The following is a 17,978-nucleotide window of genomic DNA, read 5'->3' as shown; positions in this document are numbered from 1 at the left end:
ATAACTGTTGTTGCAGGTCGCAGGCGCATTGTCACCTGTTTCGGCGGCGCCTGTTTCAAGCGCCCTTGTGCGGATTGATCAGGTACTTCTCGCCGGTGGCGCGACGGTTATAGGCGTTGATGATATCGGGCTGAAGCGCCTCCGCCAGCGAGATCTCGCGCGTATAGTGACTGGCGAACGTCGTCTTGAGTTCGCGCGCCACGCGTTCACGCAGACCCTGTGCCCGCGCCGCGCCGATCTTCACCAGGAACGGCGTCAGCAGCCAGCCGCCGACGCTCCACGCCATCCCGAAGCCGCGGTTGAGTTCGGTCGGCCGCATGTCGAGCCCGCCGTAGATATAGACCTGCTTGTGCGTGCTCGATCCGTAGCGGCTGTAGACCTTGGCGGTCTTGTTGGCGGCGACTTCCATCGCCGTCAGGATCTGCCCCGCCAGCTTACCGCCGCCGATGGCATCGAACGCAATGGTGGCGCCGGTGGCGATCAGCGCCGCCTCAAGGTCATCGCGGAAGCTCGCAGCGCTCGAATCGACCACATATTGCGCGCCCTGCCCGCGCAGCAGCGCCGCCTGCTCTTCGCTACGCACGATGCAGACCAACGGCACGCCGTCCGACAGGCAGATCCGGTTGAGCATCTGGCCAAGGTTCGACGCGGCGGCGGTGTGGACGAGTGCGGTATGGCCTTCGTCGCGCATCACTTCGACCATGCTGAGCGCCGTCAGCGGGTTGACGAAGCACGATGCGCCATCGGCTGACGTCGCACCTTCGGGAAGCGGCAGGCAGTCGGCCGCCTTGACGATGCGGTACTGCGAATACATCGCGCCACCGATGGCCGCGACCTTCTTGCCGAGCAGACCCTGCGCGGCGCTGCCGGCGGCGACGACAGTGCCGGCACCTTCGTTGCCCACAGGCATCGACTCGTTCAGCCGTGGTGCCATCGCGCGCATGAACGCAGCCGGGATCGGTGCAGTGACGACCGGGCTGGCGGCAGTGCCCGACACGACTGCCGCGCTTATGTCGGCGGGGCCGATGAGGAGGCCAAGGTCGGACGGGTTGATCGGGCTGGCTTCGATGCGCACGACGACTTCATTGTCGGCGGGCGCGCGCAATGCGACGGGCACCAGCGACAGCTCAAGCTGGCCATCGGTGACGCGCGAGCGCAGTTCGAGGCTGGTGGCAGGTAGTTCAAAAGCCATGATGGTCTCCCCTGTTGGTGTGCCCTGCGGGCATTTGTCATTCGGTCAGCGCGCACGGATGTCGCAGCGCGGGCAGACTGGCCCGATTGGGCCCCGGCAGCAAGCGGCAAACTGGTGCGCCCGAAGGGAATCGAACCCCCGACCTGCGGTTTAGGAAACCGTCGCTCTATCCGGCTGAGCTACGGGCGCACGCGGATTGTCACTAGGGTTTGGCGCCGGAGCCGTCAACGCGGCCGCCCGCCCTCAGCTGTTGCGGGCGCGGCGCGTGGCGAACGGCAGTGGCGCGATATCTATGCCGTCTTCGACTAGTGCCGCGGCTTCGACAAGGCTGGCTTCGCCGTAAATGGCGCGCTTGGGGACTTCGCCGAAATGCAGTGCGCGGGCCTGGTTGGCGAAGTCGCTGCCGACATAATCGGCATTGGCTTCGACTACGGCCTGCAGCTTCGCCAGTGCGGCGAGCGCCGCCTTGGCGTCGACCGGGGCAATGTCGGCCTTGCGGTTGCCCTTGGCGGGCACTGCGGGTGCCATCACGGCCTTACGTATATTGCTGTCTTCGCAGATCGGGCACGCGACCAGCCCGCGCGCCGCCTGCGCTTCGAACGCCTCGGTCGAGCCGAACCAGGCTTCGAATACATGGTCGCGCCCGCACGCCAGATCGAAGACGATCATGCCGGCACCAGCGTAAACGGTCGGGCGTGCACCAGCGCCGGAATCCGCGCGCGGGTGTCCGCCACAGCGCCAAGGTCGATATCGCAAATTGCGGTGCCCGCCGCCTCGCCCATGTCGAGCAGCACCTCGCCCCACGGGTCGATGACCAGCGAGTGGCCATAGGTCGCGCGGCCGTCCTGGTGTTCGCCGGACTGTGCCGCCGCCACGACAAAACTGCCGGTTTCGATGGCACGGGCGCGCAGTAGTGCGTGCCAGTGCGCCTTACCGGTCGGCCGCGTGAACGCCGCCGGCACTGTCAGCAGTTGCGCGCCGGCGTTGGCGAGTGCGGCGAACAGGCCGGCAAAGCGCAAGTCATAGCAAATGGCGAGCCCGAGCCGCGCCCACGGCGTGTCGACAACGACGGCTTCGGCACCGGGGCGATAGGTCGCCGACTCGCGGTGACGCTCGCCGGTTGGCAGGTCGACATCGAACAGATGGATCTTGTCATAGCGCGCGCGGATTTCGCCCTGCGCGTCAATCAGGAAGCTGCGGTTGGCGAGGCGGTCTTCGCCGACGCTGATGGCGAGCGAACCGAGTTCAACCCAGACGCCGTGCTGCCTGGCTGCTGCAATTACGGCTGCCAGCACGACATCATCGGCCTCGACACGGACATTGGTCATGATGCGCGTACGGTCGCGGTCGAGCAGTCCCGACATTTCGGGCGTCAGCACCAGTTGCGCGCCGCCGGTCGCCAGCTCGGCAATAGCCGCCACCAGCATCTCGGCGTTGGCGGTAGGGTCGATGCCCGAATTGGTCTGGACGATGCCGAGGCGCAGCTTGCTCATAGCCCAAGCAACGGGTCGAGCCCGCCACGCTGGTCGAGCGCGGCCAAGTCATCCGAGCCGCCGATGGCCAGGCCATCGATGAAGATCTGCGGCACCGTCGTGCGGCCGCTGCTGCGCTCGATCATTTCAGTGCGCTTGGGGCCGCCCATGCTGATGTCGATTTCCTCGAACTCGACGCCCTTGCGCTTGAGCAGCGCCATGGCGCGCGTGCAATAGGGGCAGAAGAATTTGGTATAGACTTCGATCCGCGCCATCGACGCTCTCCAGCAATTTCTAAGCCCGCCGCTTTAGGTAGGCACATTATGTCACGCGGTCGGCGTCGCGCACAACCCGCGCCCAGGTCAGTATATGCACGCGGCGCGCGCCCTTGCGCAACAACAGTCGCGTGCAGGCCTCGGCGGTGGCGCCGGTAGTCATCACATCATCGATCAGCACGATGTTGCGACCGCGCAGCATTTCGGGGCGTGCCACCTTGAAGACACCGCGGACATTGGCGGCACGGCGGCTGCGGCTCATGCCGCGACTGCGCGGCGTGGCGCGCACGCGCACCAGCGCATCGACTGCGACATCGAGCCCACGCGCCTGGGCGATGCGCGCTGCCAGCAGCGCCGACTGGTTGAAGCCGCGCCGCAGCAGCCGCCAGCGATGCAGCGGCACCGGCACTAGCAGCGGATTGTCATCGAGCAGGTCGACGCCGGCGCGCAGCATCGCCGCCGCCATGACACGCGCCAGATGCTCGCGGTCGCGATTCTTGAAGTTGAGCAGCACGGCGCGGCCGGTGTCGGCATAGACCATCGCGGCGCGCGCTTTTGTAAACTTTGGCGGCGTTGCAAGGCACGCCCCGCAACGCGCCGCCGGGCCGAGATCGAACTCGAACGGCAGCCCGCAACAATCGCACAGCGGCGCGGTGATGAAGCGCAGCCCGTCCCAGCATGGCGCGCAATATTGCAGGTCGCCGGGCACGATGCACCCGCAACCAGGGCAGCGCGCCGGCAGCACCAGATCGACCAACGCGCGCAGGCCGGTACGAGGCAGGGCAAGGGCAGTTGCCAACATCGCGCCAGCCTAGCGCATTATCGTCGCCTGCCTATGGTAAACTGCAGCATTGGAAAGCGCGGCGCGACTGTCTAGGGCAGACGCAATGGAAACCACCGCCGAATTGTTCGACCGTCACCGCCGCCGCGTGCTGCGTGACCGCGCTGCCGCGCGCTACGCCGACTATGCATTTCTGAAGGACGCGATGGTCGATGACATTGCTGCCCGTGTCGCCGACACCGGCAAAAGCTTTGGCCGCGTGCTCGACCTTGGCGCGCATGACGGCCGGCTCGGTGCGCGCATCGCCGGCGACTGGTCCGTAACCGTCGATGCCGCCGCCGCTTTCAAGCCGACGCTGGTCGCCGATGAAGACGCCTTGCCGTTTGCCGATGACAGCTTCGACCTGATCGTCTCGGCGGGCAGCCTGCACAACGTCAACGACCTGCCCGGCGCGCTGATCCAGGTGCGGCGCGCCTTGCGGCCCGGCGGCATGTTCATCGCGGCGTTCGTCGCCGGCGAAAGCCTGTTGCAGTTGCGCCATGACCTGATCGCGGCCGATGACGCCGCCACCGGCCGCGTCGGCGTGCGCGTCGCGCCGATGATCGATGTGCAGGGCGCCGCAGGCCTCCTGCAGCGTGGCGGCTTTGTCTCGCCGGTTGCCGAAATCGACAGCTTTACCGTGCGTTACGCCGGCCTGATTGCGTTGCTCGCCGATCTGCGCGGCATGGGTGAGGCCAATGCGTTGGCATCGCGGCTGCCGCTGCGCCGTGATGTGCTCGCCGATGTCGCGGCGCGCTTCGCCGACCGTGCCGACGCCGATGGCAAGACGAACGTGCCGGTGCAGGTTATCACGCTGACGGCGTGGAAGGCCGGCTAGACCAGCAGGTTGAGCAGCCCGAGCAGCGGGCGATCGGCGGGTGGCATGTCGAGCCCGAATAGTTCGGGCGGCCGCACCCAGCGCACCCCCTGCCCGGCCAGACCGCGCGGCACCCCCTGCCATTTGCGGATGGCGAACAGCAGCAGCACGAGCTGGAATTCGTCATAGGCGTGGCTGGCAAAGCCGGCGGGCGCAAGGCACGACTGGTGCACGCCGATGCCAAGCTCCTCCTCGAGCTCGCGCACCAGTGCTGCCTCGGGGCTTTCGCCGGGCTCAATCTTGCCGCCTGGGAATTCCCACTGCCCCGCAAGATGCTTGCCCTCGGGGCGCTGCGCGACCAGCACGCGACCATCGGCGTCGATCAGAGCCGCAGCCACGACATGCAACAGCGGCAGCCCGGCGCGACCGGCGGGCAGCGACGGACATTCGGGTGCATTGGCCGCAACCTTGGTCAGATCAGCCGCCCCATGGCGAGGAACTTGGCACGGCGGCCGGCGCGCAACTCGGCCGGCGACTGGCCTTCAAGGCCCGCCAGCTCGGTCGCCAGCGCGGCACCGAGATTTGCGATTGCTTCGGCCGGCGCGCGGTGGGCGCCGCCTGGCTCAGCAACAATGCGGTCGATGACGCCGAGCTTAAGCAGGTCGGCGGCGGTCAGCTTCATCGCCTCGGCGGCTTCGGCGGCGCGCGATGCGGCCTTGTCATCGCCGCGCCACAGGATCGACGCGCAGCCTTCGGGCGAAATCACCGCATAGACGGCGTTTTCAAACATCACGATGCGGTTGGCCGCCGCCAGTCCGATGGCGCCACCCGACATGCCTTCGCCGACAATCGCGGCGATCATCGGCACCGGCAGATCGAGGCTGGCCTGCGTCGCGCGGGCAATCGCTTCGGCCTGGCCGCGCGCTTCCCCTTCGGCACCTGGATATGCACCGGCGGTATCGACAAGCGTGATCACCGGCAACCCAAAGCGCCCGGCCAGCTCCATCAGGCGGATCGCCTTCCGGTAGCCTTCGGGGCGGCCCATGCCGAAGTTGTGCTTGACGCGCGACGCGGTGTCGGCGCCCTTTTCATGGCCGATGACCATCACTGAGCGGCCATTGAAACGTCCCATGCCGCCGATGATTGCCGCGTCCTCGGCAAAACCACGGTCGCCCGACAGCGGCGTGAATTCGGTAATCAGCGCGGCGACATAATCCTTGAAATGCGGCCGCTCGGGGTGGCGCGCAACCTGCGTGCGCTGCCAAGGGGTCAGCTTGGCATAGAGCGCCGCAGCCGCCTTGTCGGCGCGCGCATCGAGCTTGGCAGCGGCCTTTTCGCCCGCCGGCGTACCGGTGGCGCGCAGTTCCGCCGCGCGGGCAGCGGCCTCGGCGAGCGGTTTTTCAAAATCAAGGTAGGTTGTCATGGTCCGCCATGTCTGGAGCGTAGCGGATTGCGTTACCGCAGCATGTCGCAAGGCGTCAATGCGCGTGCTGCACCGCAGCGACGGTCATCATGGTGTTGCGCGACCGGAAATTCCGCGCCAGAACGACCCGCGGAACTCGTTCCGGGGGCATTGTACGGGGAATTTGAATGACTGAAGCCACGCACGCCGCCCTGCCGCGGTGGTCCTGGATTGCGCCGCTGCTGGGCGTCGCGGGCGCTGCTGCCGCACTCGGACTCGGCATTCACGGCGGACTGCTTGCCGTCGTCATATTGGCGGTGCTGATCGGCGCAGTGCTAGCTTGCGTCCATCATGCCGAAACCATCGCGCACCGCATCGGCGAGCCCTATGGCGCGCTGGTGCTGGCGATTGCGGTAACCATCGTCGAAGTGTCGCTGATCGTCACGCTGATGCTCGCGGGCGGCCATGACGCCGAAACACTGGCGCGGGATTCGGTTTTCGCGGCGTTCATGATCGCCACAACTGGCATTACCGGCGCCTGCCTGCTGGTCAGCGGTATCCGCTTTGGCGAGGCGAATTTCCAGGCGCGCGGCGCCAGCGCCACGCTGTCGGTGCTGGCCACGCTGGCAGTGCTGACGCTGGTGCTGCCGAACTATACGGTGATCTCTGTCGGTCCGTCGTTCAGCCCGGCGCAGCTGACTTTTGTCGCCGTGGTATCGCTGCTGCTCTACATGACTTTCCTGTTCGTCCAGACGGTGCGCCACCGCGGCGACTTCCTCGGCGTCGATATCGAATCCGGCCATGTCGCCGCACCGCCAACTAACCGCGAGGCCTTGCAGGCCGCCGGGCTGCTGCTCGTCGGTCTCGTCGCCGTGGTGACACTCGCCAAGTCGCTGGCGCCGACGCTCGACCGACTCGTCGGCGATTTCGGCGCACCGCCAGCCGCTGCCGGCGTGGTCATCGCTGCGCTGGTCATGCTGCCCGAAGGCCTGTCGGCGCTGCGCGCGACGCGCGCCAACCGGCTGCAAATCGCGCTCAACCTCGCGCTTGGTTCGGCGCTCGCCACGATTAGCCTGACCATTCCGGGCGTCGCACTGGCGTCATTTCTGTTGCATGAACCGCTGGTGCTGGGCATCGGTCCCGAAGAGATCGTGCTGCTGATGCTGACGCTGCTGATCAGCGCCATCACGCTGGTCACCGGCCGCGCGACGATCCTGCAGGGCGCGGTGCACCTGACAATCTTTGCGGTGTTTTTGCTGCTTGCGGTAATTCCCTGATCGATCTGTCAGACCCGCAGATAGCGGAAATACCAGACTTCGTGTCCTAGCCGCCGCGCTTTCGCCTCGTAGCGTGTCTGCGGCCAGTCGGTGGGGCGCGTGTTCCAGTCAGCGGGGCCGGTGACCTGCCATTCGAAATCGCGCCGTGCCGCCATCTGCATCAGCGTCCAACGGCAATAAATGTCGTGGTCGGTGCCGATGCGCAGTTCGGCACCCGGCTTGAGCTTCGCCGCCAGCATGTCGAGTGGCCCCGGATTGACGAAGCGGCGCTTGGCGTGGCGCATCTTGGGCCAGGGGTCGGGATGCAGCAGAAATGCGCGGTCGAGCGAGGCGTCAGGCAGCCGTTCGAGCACTTCGAGCGCGTCGCCCATGTGCAGCCGCACGTTGGTCAGCCCGCCCGACTGGATATGCCCGAGTGCGCCGACGACGCCGTTGAGAAACGGTTCGCAGCCAATCAGCCCGACATCTGGGTTGGCGGCGGCCTGCCCCGCCAGATGCTCGCCTGCGCCAAAGCCGATTTCAAGCCACAGCGGGCAATCGCGCCCGAACAGCGCCTGCGCATCGAGCGGCCCCTCGGGGACTGCAACACGCGGCAACAAATCCTCGACAAGTGCGGCCTGGCCGGTGCGCAGCGCATGCCCCTGCCGCCGGCCGTAAAGGCGGCGCAGTGTCGTGGGATCGTTGGCGACAGGCGCGGGACTAGTGATATTCAGTTCCATTCCAATGCAGGACAGGACGTACCTTGAGCGCCGGCCCGCCGTATTCAATGTCGCGCCAGCCGCTCTGGCGCGTGTCGAGCGATTCCGCGATGCCGGTCGCGCCGCCGACCTTGCGCCAGCTGCCATCGGGGTTGCGGGCCATGATGCTGAAGGCCTGGCCGTCGCGGCCGAAGCATACCGCATTGATTTCGGTCAGGATGACTTCGGGATTGCCGTCACCCGACAGATCGACAGAATCGAACGTGAAGCGCGACGCCGGTGCTGCGGTATTGGTGGTGGTGTTGCAGCCCATCGCAAAGCCGCCGCGGACGACAAAATCGGCGCCTTTGTAGATCGCGGTGGTTTCGGGTTCGCTCAGCGTGACAGGTGCTGCCGTTGCGGCAACGCCGGCCAATGTCATGACAACCGCGATGATGCGCGCAACCATCCTGCCCTCTCCGTTGGCACGGCAGGCTAGCACGGTGCGGTCACGCGACAAATCAACACTGGCGCGGTCGCGCGCAAAATCGCTCAGAGCGCCGCCTTGAGCTTGTCGACGAGGTCGAGCTTTTCCCAGCTGAAGCCGCCTTCGGCATCGGGCTGGCGGCCGAAGTGGCCGTACGCCGCGCTTTGCTGGTAAATCGGCTTGTTGAGGCCCAGATGCGTGCGGATGCCCTTGGGCGTCAGCCGCACGAGCTGCGGCAGCAGCGCTTCGAGCTTTGCTTCCTCGACCGTGCCGGTGCCGTGCAGGTCGACATAGACCGACAGCGGCTCGGCAACGCCGATGGCGTAGCTCAGCTGGATCGTGCAGCGGCGCGCGAGGCCGGCCGCCACTACGTTCTTGGCGAGGTAGCGCGTGATGTAGGCAGCCGAACGGTCGACCTTCGTGGGGTCCTTGCCGCTGAACGCGCCGCCGCCGTGCGGCGACGCGCCGCCGTAAGTGTCGACGATTATCTTGCGGCCGGTCACGCCGGCGTCACCATCGGGGCCACCGATTTCGAAGCGGCCGGTCGGGTTGACATGGATGACGGTGTCCTTGGTGATGAAGCCCTTGGGCAGCACATCGTTGAACACGCCGATGACATAGTCGCGCAGCTTGGCGTACTTCGCCGGATCGCCTTCGCCGCCGTGGAAGTAATAGTCGGGCGCGTGCTGCGTCGAGACGACGAGCGCGGTGGCACGCACCGGCACTTCGTTTTCGTACGCAAGCGTCACCTGGCTCTTCGCATCGGGTTCAAGGAACGGGGCCTTGCCCGAGTGGCGGTCGGCGGCCATGCGCTCGAGGATCTTGTGCGAATAATACAGCGTGGCGGGCATGTAGTCGGGAGTTTCATCGGTGGCGTAACCGAACATGATGCCCTGGTCGCCGGCGCCTTCGTCCTTGTTGCCCGATTCGTCGACGCCCTGGGCGATGTGCGCCGATTGCGGGTGGAGGTGGTTTTCAAAGACGAGGTTCTGCCAGTGGAAACCATCCTGCTCGTAACCGATGCGCTTGACGGTTTCGCGCACGACCTTCTGGATTTCTTCCTGTGCGCCCGGCGCCCAGTTTCCGTCCTTGTCGATCATGCCTTCGCCGCGGACTTCACCGGCCAGCACGACGCGGTTGGTTGTGGTCAGCGTTTCGCAGGCGACGCGCGCGTAAGGATCTTTCGACAGGAACAGGTCGACGACGGCATCCGAAATCTGGTCGGCGACCTTGTCGGGATGGCCTTCGGAGACCGACTCACTGGTAAAAAGGAACGAACTGCGCGGCATGGGAGGGGTCTCCGGTTGCTGGATAATGCTGCGAGGCAATAATGGCGAGGCGGCCATGGCGCAAGCGTATAAAGATATCTTTATATCTGGATGTCCAACTTGCGTTGACCACCGTGGCGGCCCGCTAGCAATGCCAGTCCAGCAAGCAGCAGGCCGAACACCAATGTCGTCCCGTGCCCGAACCGCGCGAACAAGGTCGGCGGCAGCGGCGACGGCAAAACCCCGTGCAGTACCCCGACCTGCAGCTGCGGCAACTTCGCACTCACGCCGCCGCGTGCATCGATGAAGCCCGAGATACCCGTTGGCGTGACGCGCACGACGGGCAGGCCTTCCTCGATGGCGCGCAGCCGCGCCTGGGCGAAATGCTGCGGCGGGCCGTCGCCGCCGAACCACGCATCGTTCGAAATCGTCAGCAGCCAGGCCGGCCGGTCACGGCCATCGATGACGCGCGCCGGAAAGATGATCTCATAGCAGATCTGCACGCCCATCGGCGGCAGGCCAGGCAGATGCAGCGTCTGCGGCCCCGGACCTTCCCAGAAGTCGAGCTCGCCGGGCACCAGCCGCGCCAGCCCCAGCGGCGTCATCAGCGGCCGGAACGGCAGATATTCGCCGAGCGGCACCAAGTGCGCCTTGTCATAGCGGCCATGGATGGTGCCCCGTTCGTCGAGCGCGAACAGGCTATTGCGTGCGCCCACCGCAACACCGTCGGCGTCACGTTCGATATGGTCACTGCCGAACAGCAGCAGGCCGCTTTGGGGAATCATGCCGGCGAGATAGGCGCGCACGGCGGGGTCTTCCTCAAGCGTGAACTGCAACGCACCTTCGGGCCAGATGACCACCTGCGCGCCGGCGGCAAATGCCTGGGTGGTCAGCGCGGCATATTGCGCGAGGTTGGCGTTGGGATCGGCATAGCGGCTGCCCTGCCCGATATTGGGCTGGACCAGCGCGAGGCGGATTGACGTGGGCGCGGGCAGCGGTGCACGTAGTGCCCAACCGGCGACCGCCGCGATCAACAGCAGCGGCGCGACCAATGTGGCCGGCTGGCGCAGGCGATCGCTGCGCACTAGCAGCGCCAACGCACTCGCAACCACCCAGACCAATCCCGACAGTCCGATGGCGCCAACCCATGCAGCAGCGCCCGCCAATGGCGACAGCGGCAACCAAACCGCGCCGAGCGGGTTCCACGCAAAGCCGCTGAGCAGATGCCCGCGCAACCATTCGGTCAGCATCCACAGCGCTGCGAACCACAGGCTGCGGCTCGCCAGCCCGCGCCCAAGCCGCCACGCACCCCAGGCCGACAGCGCCGGATAAAGGGCCATCAGCGCCGCGACCCCGACCACTGCCAGCCAGCCAAGCGCCGGCGGCATCGCCGCCTGATACGTGAACGCCGTCGCAATCCAGTTGAAGCCGAGGACGAAGTGCCCCAACCCGAACCACCAGCCTAACCCGAAAGCGCGGCGCCCGGTCGGCGCCGCATCGATCAGCCACAACAGGGCTGCCGCCGCGACCAGCGTCAACGGCCACAGCGCGAACGGCGTGAACCCCAGCGCGGCAAGCGCGCCGAGGAGTAGCGGCAGGGCAATCCAGAGGTGCTTCATGGCTATTCCGCCGGCGGCACGTAAAGCGTGGCGCGGAAGTTTTGCGCGGTCAGCGTCGTCACCGGCCGATAATCTGCGAGCGACTCCTTCAACTCGGGCGGCGGCTGGTAGATGCGCGATTCAGTGACTTCGGGCACCCAGACGCGCGCATGAGGGTGACGGCGCAACGTCAGTGCATAGTCGCCCGCCACCGGCCACGGGCCTTGCAGATAGAAGAACAGCGGCGCGTAATCCCAGCGCAGCGGTGGGACAAACAGCAAGTCCCCGGACTGTGACTGTGCATTAATCGTCAGCGCCAAGGTCTTGTAATCGCGTGGGCTGACGGGTTCAGCACGCGCCAGTTTGATGCTGACCGCGAACACCAGCGCCAGCAGCGCCGCAACTCCGAGCCCCAGCCAGCGCGGCAACACCGCCAACCCCGCCGCAACGACAATCAGCAGATACGGCACGAAAATCAGGAAGGCCCGCGGCGCCGTCACCGGCACCATATGCGACGCGGTCCATAGCAGCAGCGCCGGCACCAGCGCCAGCAGCGGCACCAGCCCGAATAGCGGGCGCAATCTGCGGCGCCAGCCATCGGCAAAGCCCAGCCACGGCCGCAGCCAGCCAGCCACCGGCGGCACCGCGAGCAACAGCCACGGCAGCACCAGCAGCCCGGCAATCGCGCGCTGGCGCTGCCAGGCGATCAGCATAATGCCCGCGACCACCGCACACGCCCCCGCCGCCGCTAGCCACAGCGGCGCGCGGGCCGGCAGCTGCTGCGCCGGCAGGTCAATCGGTTCATTAACCGGCACGCGCAAACCATTGACGATCAATGGTATGGCCAGCGCCAGCAGCGCCAGCGCCGCCATGCCGCCAAGCCTTGGCGCAAGGTCGCTGTTGTCACCAAACAGAAAACCGAAGCTGAAAAAGTCGCGCAGGAAGCCCGGCGTCGGCACCGGCGCAAAGCCGCCGCCACCGAGCATGACGTCGTGCACGAGGCTCGGTAGCACCATTAACATGCCGAACAGCTGAACCCTGAAAATGCGGTTATTTGCCAGATCGGGCGCGTTGAGCGCGGTCCACAGCATCTGCACGGCAAGCAACGGCCAGAAGAATTCGACCGTCGACGCACCGCCGAGCACGGTCAGCAGCCAGGCGATTTCGAGGCTGCGACGCGGCCGCGCGGCGTTCGTCATCTCGATCAGCAGCCATGTCGACACCAGCCCGAAAAGCGCGCCGGGCACATACATGCGTGCAATCTGGCTCCAGTACAGGTGGAAGCCGTGCGCCGCGAGCAGCGCTGCTGCGATAACGCCGGCGCGCACGCCGTAGCTCGCACGGCCGAGTCGGTTGATGACATAGACCGACGCAATGCCCATCAATGCTTCGGGCAAGCGGATCGCCCAGGCGCTGGTGCCAAAAACTCGCGTCCAGCCCCACATGCCGAGGTAATAGCCCATCGGGTGCGGCTCATCGCGGAAGTGCCAGATGAAGGTTTCGATGAAGCCAATCCGCGGCGGCGGCTCGGTGATCTCCGCGGGCAATGCGATACCGGGAATATAGACTTCGGGATGCGAAATGCTCTTCAGGTCAAGCCCGGTCAGCCGCAGCACCGTGCCGAGGGCGACGGCGAGGAGCAGCAACACCAGCCATGTCCGAGAAAGCGGCACCTCGGCAATGTGGCCGCCCGCATAGCCGCGTTCGGCATAGGTAAACCACAGCAGCGCTGCAAACAGCGCCAGCGCGCCCGCCCAGATCACGCCGCCGCCGAACCATGCGGCTTCGAGTCCCGTCAGCATGGCAGGTATCGCACGGCGGTCCGTGTCAACGAGCTGTAGGGCGCTGGGTCTGGCATCGAACGGTTTCCCCTGACTGCGCGCGACCCTATCGGCGCCGCGCCCGACACGCAATCAGGCCCGCATCATCTACGGGCCTGACCGGGGGCAATCGGGGGACTTGCAGGTGCCATGACCGGAGGGGGATCGGTCACGCCACCTTTCGGGGCCGACTTACGCCTTGGTGGCAGCAGCCTTGCCCGCGGCGACTGCGGCATCGATGCAGTTCTGCTCGGCGGTGCGGCTGGCGACATCGTTTAGATCAGTGGCGCAGACGGTCTTGGCGGCTGCCTTGACGCGGCCAGCATAGGCGCTCTGGCCGGCCGGGCTCGCCATGTTCAGGTCGCTCGACGAAACGCTGATCGTGGTGACATCCATTGTCGCGGCGTGTGCCGGGGCGGTCGCGGCACCGACGAAGGTCATGCCGAGAACCAGGGCGGCGAAGCTGCCGAGGACGTTGCGCGAGAGAGTGGCGGTAGTGGTCATGGGAGGGTTCCTTGCTTTGGGGGGTTTGGGGAGGGACGCGGTACGCAGGGATTGGGGGAGGTGGGCGGCGTGACATCAGGGGGGAAATGTCACGCCGCCGCGCGGGGTAGCGTTACGAGTTGCTGGCGGCAGGCAGCTTGGCGCCGGCGATGGCGGCATCGATGCAGGCCTGTTCGGCGCTACGGCTGGCGACGTCGCTGAAGTCGTTGGCGCAGACGCTCTTGGCAGCGGTCTTGACGCGGGCAGCGAGGACGTTCTGGCCGGCGGCGGTCGCCATGTTGAGGTCGTGGTACGAAACGCTGACCGAGGCGGCATCAACCGTGGCGGCGTTGGCAGGCGCCGTAGCGGCGCCGACAAAGGCGAAACCGAGGACCAGCGCGCCGAAGCCGCCGATAAGGTTGCGCGAGAAAGTGTTGCTGTTGATCATGATTTTGCTCCTGTTCAAACGGTGGAAGCGTGATTGCTTGCCGTCCATGCCAAGAGCATTGCATCAACCGTGCCAAGTTGAATTTTTGAATTTTAAATTATTATATTTCAATAAGTTGATAAATATGAGCCGGGCGGCATCCAAAAATGAACGCTGCATGAATTGCTGAATATTGGTTCATGATGCTAACTATTGGCAGCGCATTTCGAATGCGTTTTCAGTACGTATCCGGTTCGAAAAAATGTGCCAGCGCAATGCCGCTGCTCGTCGCGACATTGAGCGAATCGAACCCGGGCACGATCGGGATCGCCACCGCCCGTGCCCGCGCCAGCAGCGCATCGGGTAGCCCCGGCCCCTCGGCGCCCAGCAGCAGCGCGATGCGCGGCGCGCGCACCAAATCCGCCAGCCGCGTCGCGCGGTGCGGGCTCAGCGCCAGCGCCTCGAACCTGTGCTGCGTCAGCAGATCGAGCAGATCGCCTTCGACAGTGGCAAACGGTACCGTTAACGTCGCCCCCACCGATACTCGGACCGCCTTGCGGTACAGGGGGTCGCAGCAGTCAGGGGCCAGCAGAACCGCCGCCGCGCCGAACGCCGCAGCGTTGCGGAAAATGCCGCCGATATTGTCGTGATTGGAAATGCCGACCAGCACGACGAGCAGCACGCGGTCGGGCAAGCTCGCCAGCAACGCGTCAGCGTCGATTGGCGCGGCGGCGGCACCATGCGCCAGTATGCCCCGATGCAACGCAAACCCGGCAATACGGTCGAGCACCGGCTGCGCCGCCGCATAGACCGGCAGGTCGCCCGCCGCCGCGATCATGTCGCCCAAGGCAGGCACACGGTGTTCGGCAATCAACAGCGACCGCGCCTTGTGCCGCGATCCCGCGAGCATGCGTTCGACGACGACCTTGCCCTCGGCAATGAACTCGCGGTCACGCCCGACGAGGTCGCGTTCGCGGATGTCGCGATACGGGGCCAGTCGCGGGTCGTCGGGGTCGATGACGACGACGACTGGCATCAGCCGTCGCGGTCGCCGAGGTGCGCAATGCCCAGTTCGGTGGCACGCGCGACCTGGCGTTCGCGCTCGGCATAGCCGGCGCGTTGCGTATCGCTACGGGCATCGTGGCAGTACGGGCAACTGATGCCCGGCACGTAGAGCGGCGAGGCGCGATCTTCGGCGCTGACCGGCATGCGGCAGGCGTGGCACAGTTGGTACGTGCCCGGCGCCAGCCCGTGCCCGACGGCGACACGGCCATCGAACACAAAGCATTCACCGTTCCAGCGGCTCTGGTCGGCGGGCACGGTTTCAAGATAGCGCAGGATGCCGCCGTGGAGGTGGTGGACATCGTCGAAGCCGCGCGCCCGCAGCAGCGCCGTCGACTTTTCGCAGCGGATGCCGCCGGTGCAGAACATAGCGACGCGCGGTTTGGGGCCATCGGCATAGCGCGCCGCAAAATCATCGAACCATGCCGGAAAATCGGCAAAGCGCGATGTTGCAGGGTTAAGCGCGCGCTCGAATGTCCCGACGCGGACTTCGTAGTCGTTGCGGGTATCGATGACGATGGTCGCGGGGTCGTCGATCAGCGCGTTCCAGTCGGCCGCCGCGACATAGCTGCCCGCCGCCTGCGTCGGGTCGGCCTCGGGCGCACCGAGCGTGACGATCTCGCGCTTGATGCGCACCTTCATGCGCAGGAACGGCGGTGTCGCGGCGCTCGAAAACTTCAGTTCGAAATCGCCACCCCCGGAGAGCGCGCGCAAATGCGTCACCACCGCATCGACGCTCGCAGCACCGCCGGCAATCGTGCCGTTGAAGCCTTCGGGCGCGAGCAGGATCGTGCCTTTGACGCCGTGTGCGATGCACAGGTCGAGCAACGGCGCACGCAGCGCCTCGGGCGCGTCGAAGCGCGTAAAATGATAGAAGGCCGCTACGCGCAGCGGCGCGGCCTCGACATCGGGCGAATTGGTCGGCAAGTTCATCGTGCGCGTCCTACACCAATCGACGCACCACCGTGAACCAGCGAATCGAGCAGCACCATGACAACCAAGCAAGTCCTGATGTCGGCGAAGGGCCATGCGCGTGCCGCTGCCGAACTGGCGCAGTTCGACGGGCTGGACATCATCTGCCTCAACCCCGGCGGCGTTTTCACCCGCAACGGCGCTGACATCGCCGCCGATGAGGTCGATCCCGAGATATTCTGGGCGAGCCTAGACCTGCACTATGACGGGCTGCTCGGCGATTTCTTCCGCGTCATCCTGAAGGGGACGCGCGGCAAATGGGTGCAGCTGTTCAACGCCGGGCTCGACAATCCGGCGTTCCGCAAGCTGATGGAAAAAGGCGTGCGACTGACCAAGAGCGACGCGCAGTCGCCAGCCATCGCCGAATATGTCATCGCGCATGCGTTCAGCCTACTGCACCCGATTGCCGATCAGGCTGCAGCCCAAGCTGCGCACGACTGGCAGCGCATCGAGTTCCGCGAGATCGCCTCAACGCGCTGGCTGATGCTCGGCTACGGCCCGATCGGCCAGGCCATCGCGACGCGGCTGGCACCCTTCGGCGCCAAGCTCGATGTCATTCGCCGCAATCCCGCCAGCGACCCGCATGTCGCACGCTTCGGAACCGACGCCGACATCCCCGCCTGGCTGCCCGATGCCGATGTCGTGGTGCTCGCCTGCCCGCTCAACGACGCGACGCGCGGGCTGGCCGATGCGGCGTTCTTCGCAGCGATGAAGCCCGGCGCTATCCTGATCAACATAGCGCGCGGCGAGATTGTCGATGACGCCGCGCTGCACGCCGGGCTGGCGCGCCAGCAGCCGGCGTTCGCAGTGCTCGACGTGCTGCCCGTCGAGCCGCTGCCCGCCGACAGCTGGCACTGGGACCACCCGCAAGTCCGCGTCACAGCGCATTGTTCAAACGCCGGCGACGGCCCGCCGGCGCGCGGTGCGGCGCGCTTCGTTGATAACCTGCGGCGCTACCTCGCCGGCGAGCCGCTCTACAACGAAGCGGCGCGCAGCGAAGTCGGACTTTAGCGCGCCGCCACCTTGGCAATCGCGTCGGCAATCTGGTCGACGAGTTGCACCGGCAGGTCATGGCCCATGCCGGGAATGATCATCAGTTCGGCATCCTTGATGCTCGCGGCCGTGTCATGGCCGCCTTCAACCGGCACCAGCGGATCGGCATCGCCGTGGATGACCAGCGTCGGCGCGGTGATACTGGCATTGCGATCGCGACGGTCGCCGTCGGCGACGATCGCCGCCATCTGCCGCGCAAAGCCGGCGGGTGAAAAGCTGCGTTCGAAATCGGCGCGGACACGTGCGGTGAGGCGCGATTCCTCGGCCGGATAGGCCGGGCTGCCGACGATGCGCGCGGCGGCCACGCCAAAAGCCACGATAGCATCGACGTCCGCCGTCGTCGGGCGGCCGGTCAATGCCGCCATGGCATCGGGCTTGGCCGGCGGCAGTTCGCGGTTGCCCGTCGTCGACATGATCGAGGTCAGCGTGCGCGTGCGCGTCGGGTGATTGGCGGCAACCAGCTGCGCGATCATGCCCCCCATCGAGGCGCCGACGATATGCGCCTGCGCAATGCCCAGCGCATCGAGCACCGCCACCGCGTCATTCGCCATATCGGTCAGCGTATAGGCGATGTCGGGCGCCTTGCCGCCCATCAGCGCCATCATCAACGACGGCATGTCGGGGATACCCGCGGAGTCGAACTTGGTCGAAAGCCCGATGTCGCGATTGTCGAAACGCACGACGCGGAAGCCGCGGGCCACCAGGGCATCAACAAGCTCGATCGGCCACAGCGTCAGCTGCGCACCGAGTCCCATGATCAGCAATACCGTCGGCGCATCGAGCGCCCCGTAGCTTTCGACTTCGATGCTGATGCCGTTCGCGTTCACCTTGGTCATGCACACTCCCCTTTTCGCTTTGCCTTGGCCGCTTGGCTGC

The 17,978-nt window shown here is 66.2% G+C and carries 20 protein-coding genes and 1 tRNA gene; 3 read left to right on the top strand and 18 right to left on the bottom strand.

Features of this window, described 5'->3' with window-relative positions:
* Positions 1-55: 55 nt before the first annotated feature.
* The 6 genes from EUV02_RS11015 to EUV02_RS10990 form a co-directional block, all read right to left on the bottom strand.
* Positions 56-1,192, bottom strand: coding sequence for a zinc-binding dehydrogenase (locus EUV02_RS11015; RefSeq protein ID WP_135246263.1), 1,137 nt, complete (start codon positions 1,190-1,192; stop codon positions 56-58).
* 112 nt (positions 1,193-1,304) lie between these two features.
* Positions 1,305-1,381: transfer RNA gene (locus EUV02_RS11010), tRNA-Arg, on the bottom strand.
* Positions 1,382-1,435: 54 nt separating this feature from the next.
* Positions 1,436-1,861, bottom strand: a complete 426-nt coding sequence (locus tag EUV02_RS11005; RefSeq protein ID WP_135246262.1) for a DUF1178 family protein — start codon at positions 1,859-1,861, stop codon at positions 1,436-1,438.
* Positions 1,858-2,676: a carbon-nitrogen hydrolase family protein gene (locus EUV02_RS11000; protein WP_135246498.1), complete on the bottom strand. Its 819-nt coding sequence runs from the start codon at positions 2,674-2,676 to the stop codon at positions 1,858-1,860. Before EUV02_RS11000 ends, EUV02_RS11005 begins: the two co-directional genes overlap by 4 nt.
* Before the next feature lie 5 nt (positions 2,677-2,681).
* On the bottom strand, positions 2,682-2,939 hold the full coding sequence (gene grxC / locus EUV02_RS10995; protein WP_135246261.1) for a glutaredoxin 3: 258 nt from the start codon (positions 2,937-2,939) through the stop codon (positions 2,682-2,684).
* Between the two features lie 46 nt (positions 2,940-2,985).
* Positions 2,986-3,741, bottom strand: coding sequence for a ComF family protein (locus EUV02_RS10990; RefSeq protein WP_135246260.1), 756 nt, complete (start codon positions 3,739-3,741; stop codon positions 2,986-2,988).
* An 85-nt stretch (positions 3,742-3,826) separates the two neighbouring features.
* Between EUV02_RS10990 and EUV02_RS10985 the strand changes: the two genes are divergently transcribed.
* On the top strand, positions 3,827-4,597 hold the full coding sequence (locus tag EUV02_RS10985; protein ID WP_135246259.1) for a methyltransferase domain-containing protein: 771 nt from the start codon (positions 3,827-3,829) through the stop codon (positions 4,595-4,597).
* On the opposite strand, the gene EUV02_RS10980 is transcribed toward EUV02_RS10985, so the two are convergent.
* A complete protein-coding gene (locus EUV02_RS10980; RefSeq protein ID WP_279379517.1) occupies positions 4,594-4,983 on the bottom strand; it encodes a (deoxy)nucleoside triphosphate pyrophosphohydrolase in 390 nt (129 codons plus the stop codon). The two genes, EUV02_RS10985 and EUV02_RS10980, sit on opposite strands and share 4 nt — an antisense overlap.
* 65 nt (positions 4,984-5,048) lie before the next feature.
* Positions 5,049-5,999, bottom strand: a complete 951-nt coding sequence (locus EUV02_RS10975; protein ID WP_135246257.1) for an acetyl-CoA carboxylase carboxyltransferase subunit alpha — start codon at positions 5,997-5,999, stop codon at positions 5,049-5,051.
* Positions 6,000-6,166: 167 nt separating this feature from the next.
* On the opposite strand from EUV02_RS10975, the gene EUV02_RS10970 reads away from it, so the two are divergent.
* A complete protein-coding gene (locus tag EUV02_RS10970) occupies positions 6,167-7,255 on the top strand; it encodes a calcium:cation antiporter (protein ID WP_135246256.1) in 1,089 nt (362 codons plus the stop codon).
* Positions 7,256-7,263: 8 nt separating this feature from the next.
* On the opposite strand, the gene trmB is transcribed toward EUV02_RS10970, so the two are convergent.
* The 9 genes from trmB to trhO all read right to left on the bottom strand — a co-directional run bounded on the left by trmB (position 7,264) and on the right by trhO (position 16,010).
* Positions 7,264-7,974, bottom strand: a complete 711-nt coding sequence (gene trmB, locus EUV02_RS10965) for a tRNA (guanine(46)-N(7))-methyltransferase TrmB (RefSeq protein ID WP_135246255.1) — start codon at positions 7,972-7,974, stop codon at positions 7,264-7,266.
* Entirely contained in the window at positions 7,955-8,401 is a 447-nt protein-coding gene (locus tag EUV02_RS10960) for a hypothetical protein (protein WP_135246254.1), read from the bottom strand. The genes trmB and EUV02_RS10960 overlap by 20 nt, the downstream gene beginning before the upstream one ends.
* 83 nt (positions 8,402-8,484) lie before the next feature.
* A complete protein-coding gene (gene metK, locus EUV02_RS10955) occupies positions 8,485-9,708 on the bottom strand; it encodes a methionine adenosyltransferase (protein WP_135246253.1) in 1,224 nt (407 codons plus the stop codon).
* 80 nt (positions 9,709-9,788) lie between these two features.
* Positions 9,789-11,306 carry an apolipoprotein N-acyltransferase gene (gene lnt, locus EUV02_RS10950; protein WP_135246252.1) on the bottom strand — a complete coding sequence of 506 codons (1,518 nt, stop codon included), beginning with the start codon at positions 11,304-11,306 and terminating at the stop codon, positions 9,789-9,791.
* 2 nt (positions 11,307-11,308) lie between these two features.
* On the bottom strand, positions 11,309-13,087 hold the full coding sequence (locus tag EUV02_RS10945; protein WP_135246251.1) for a glycosyltransferase family 39 protein: 1,779 nt from the start codon (positions 13,085-13,087) through the stop codon (positions 11,309-11,311).
* A 210-nt stretch (positions 13,088-13,297) separates the two neighbouring features.
* The gene (locus tag EUV02_RS10940) at positions 13,298-13,609 is read right to left on the bottom strand and encodes a UrcA family protein (protein ID WP_135246250.1); all 312 of its coding nucleotides are present in this window, start codon (positions 13,607-13,609) and stop codon (positions 13,298-13,300) included.
* A 112-nt stretch (positions 13,610-13,721) separates the two neighbouring features.
* The gene (locus tag EUV02_RS10935) at positions 13,722-14,036 is read right to left on the bottom strand and encodes a UrcA family protein (protein ID WP_166430598.1); all 315 of its coding nucleotides are present in this window, start codon (positions 14,034-14,036) and stop codon (positions 13,722-13,724) included.
* A gap of 217 nt (positions 14,037-14,253) precedes the next feature.
* Positions 14,254-15,051, bottom strand: coding sequence for a TrmH family RNA methyltransferase (locus EUV02_RS10930; RefSeq protein ID WP_135246248.1), 798 nt, complete (start codon positions 15,049-15,051; stop codon positions 14,254-14,256).
* Complete coding sequence (trhO, locus tag EUV02_RS10925) at positions 15,051-16,010, bottom strand: oxygen-dependent tRNA uridine(34) hydroxylase TrhO (protein WP_135246247.1); 960 nt, start codon at positions 16,008-16,010, stop codon at positions 15,051-15,053. The genes EUV02_RS10930 and trhO overlap by 1 nt, the downstream gene beginning before the upstream one ends.
* 57 nt (positions 16,011-16,067) lie before the next feature.
* On the opposite strand from trhO, the gene EUV02_RS10920 reads away from it, so the two are divergent.
* Positions 16,068-17,060 (top strand): NAD(P)-dependent oxidoreductase, encoded by a 993-nt coding sequence (locus EUV02_RS10920; RefSeq protein ID WP_135246246.1) that lies wholly within the window; start codon positions 16,068-16,070, stop codon positions 17,058-17,060.
* On the opposite strand, the gene EUV02_RS10915 is transcribed toward EUV02_RS10920, so the two are convergent.
* Positions 17,057-17,938, bottom strand: coding sequence for an alpha/beta fold hydrolase (locus tag EUV02_RS10915; protein WP_135246245.1), 882 nt, complete (start codon positions 17,936-17,938; stop codon positions 17,057-17,059). The genes EUV02_RS10920 and EUV02_RS10915 overlap by 4 nt on opposite strands.
* Between the last annotated feature and the right edge of the window lie 40 nt (positions 17,939-17,978).

Origin of the sequence: Glacieibacterium arshaanense (assembly GCF_004681125.1) — a bacterium.
Taxonomy (GTDB): Bacteria; Pseudomonadota; Alphaproteobacteria; order Sphingomonadales; family Sphingomonadaceae; genus Polymorphobacter_A; species Polymorphobacter_A arshaanense.
The sequence above is the reverse complement of the archived record's forward strand: the minus strand, read 5'-3'. Positions and strand labels throughout refer to the sequence as shown.

Excerpts from the sequence above, each read along its gene's own strand:
- EUV02_RS10985 (WP_135246259.1), top strand. The coding sequence starts at position 3,827 with ATGGAAACCACCGCCGAATTGTTCGACCGTCACCGCCGCCGCGTGCTG.
- EUV02_RS10975 (WP_135246257.1), bottom strand. The coding sequence starts at position 5,999 with ATGACAACCTACCTTGATTTTGAAAAACCGCTCGCCGAGGCCGCTGCC.
- EUV02_RS10930 (WP_135246248.1), bottom strand. The coding sequence starts at position 15,051 with ATGCCAGTCGTCGTCGTCATCGACCCCGACGACCCGCGACTGGCCCCG.
- EUV02_RS10935 (WP_166430598.1), bottom strand. The coding sequence starts at position 14,036 with ATGATCAACAGCAACACTTTCTCGCGCAACCTTATCGGCGGCTTCGGC.
- EUV02_RS10940 (WP_135246250.1), bottom strand. The coding sequence starts at position 13,609 with ATGACCACTACCGCCACTCTCTCGCGCAACGTCCTCGGCAGCTTCGCC.
- lnt (WP_135246252.1), bottom strand. The coding sequence starts at position 11,306 with ATGAAGCACCTCTGGATTGCCCTGCCGCTACTCCTCGGCGCGCTTGCC.
- EUV02_RS10915 (WP_135246245.1), bottom strand. The coding sequence starts at position 17,938 with ATGACCAAGGTGAACGCGAACGGCATCAGCATCGAAGTCGAAAGCTAC.
- EUV02_RS11005 (WP_135246262.1), bottom strand. The coding sequence starts at position 1,861 with ATGATCGTCTTCGATCTGGCGTGCGGGCGCGACCATGTATTCGAAGCC.
- grxC (WP_135246261.1), bottom strand. The coding sequence starts at position 2,939 with ATGGCGCGGATCGAAGTCTATACCAAATTCTTCTGCCCCTATTGCACG.
- trmB (WP_135246255.1), bottom strand. The coding sequence starts at position 7,974 with ATGGAACTGAATATCACTAGTCCCGCGCCTGTCGCCAACGATCCCACG.
- EUV02_RS11015 (WP_135246263.1), bottom strand. The coding sequence starts at position 1,192 with ATGGCTTTTGAACTACCTGCCACCAGCCTCGAACTGCGCTCGCGCGTC.
- EUV02_RS10970 (WP_135246256.1), top strand. The coding sequence starts at position 6,167 with ATGACTGAAGCCACGCACGCCGCCCTGCCGCGGTGGTCCTGGATTGCG.
- EUV02_RS10990 (WP_135246260.1), bottom strand. The coding sequence starts at position 3,741 with ATGTTGGCAACTGCCCTTGCCCTGCCTCGTACCGGCCTGCGCGCGTTG.
- metK (WP_135246253.1), bottom strand. The coding sequence starts at position 9,708 with ATGCCGCGCAGTTCGTTCCTTTTTACCAGTGAGTCGGTCTCCGAAGGC.
- EUV02_RS10920 (WP_135246246.1), top strand. The coding sequence starts at position 16,068 with ATGACAACCAAGCAAGTCCTGATGTCGGCGAAGGGCCATGCGCGTGCC.
- EUV02_RS10960 (WP_135246254.1), bottom strand. The coding sequence starts at position 8,401 with ATGGTTGCGCGCATCATCGCGGTTGTCATGACATTGGCCGGCGTTGCC.
- trhO (WP_135246247.1), bottom strand. The coding sequence starts at position 16,010 with ATGAACTTGCCGACCAATTCGCCCGATGTCGAGGCCGCGCCGCTGCGC.
- EUV02_RS10945 (WP_135246251.1), bottom strand. The coding sequence starts at position 13,087 with ATGCTGACGGGACTCGAAGCCGCATGGTTCGGCGGCGGCGTGATCTGG.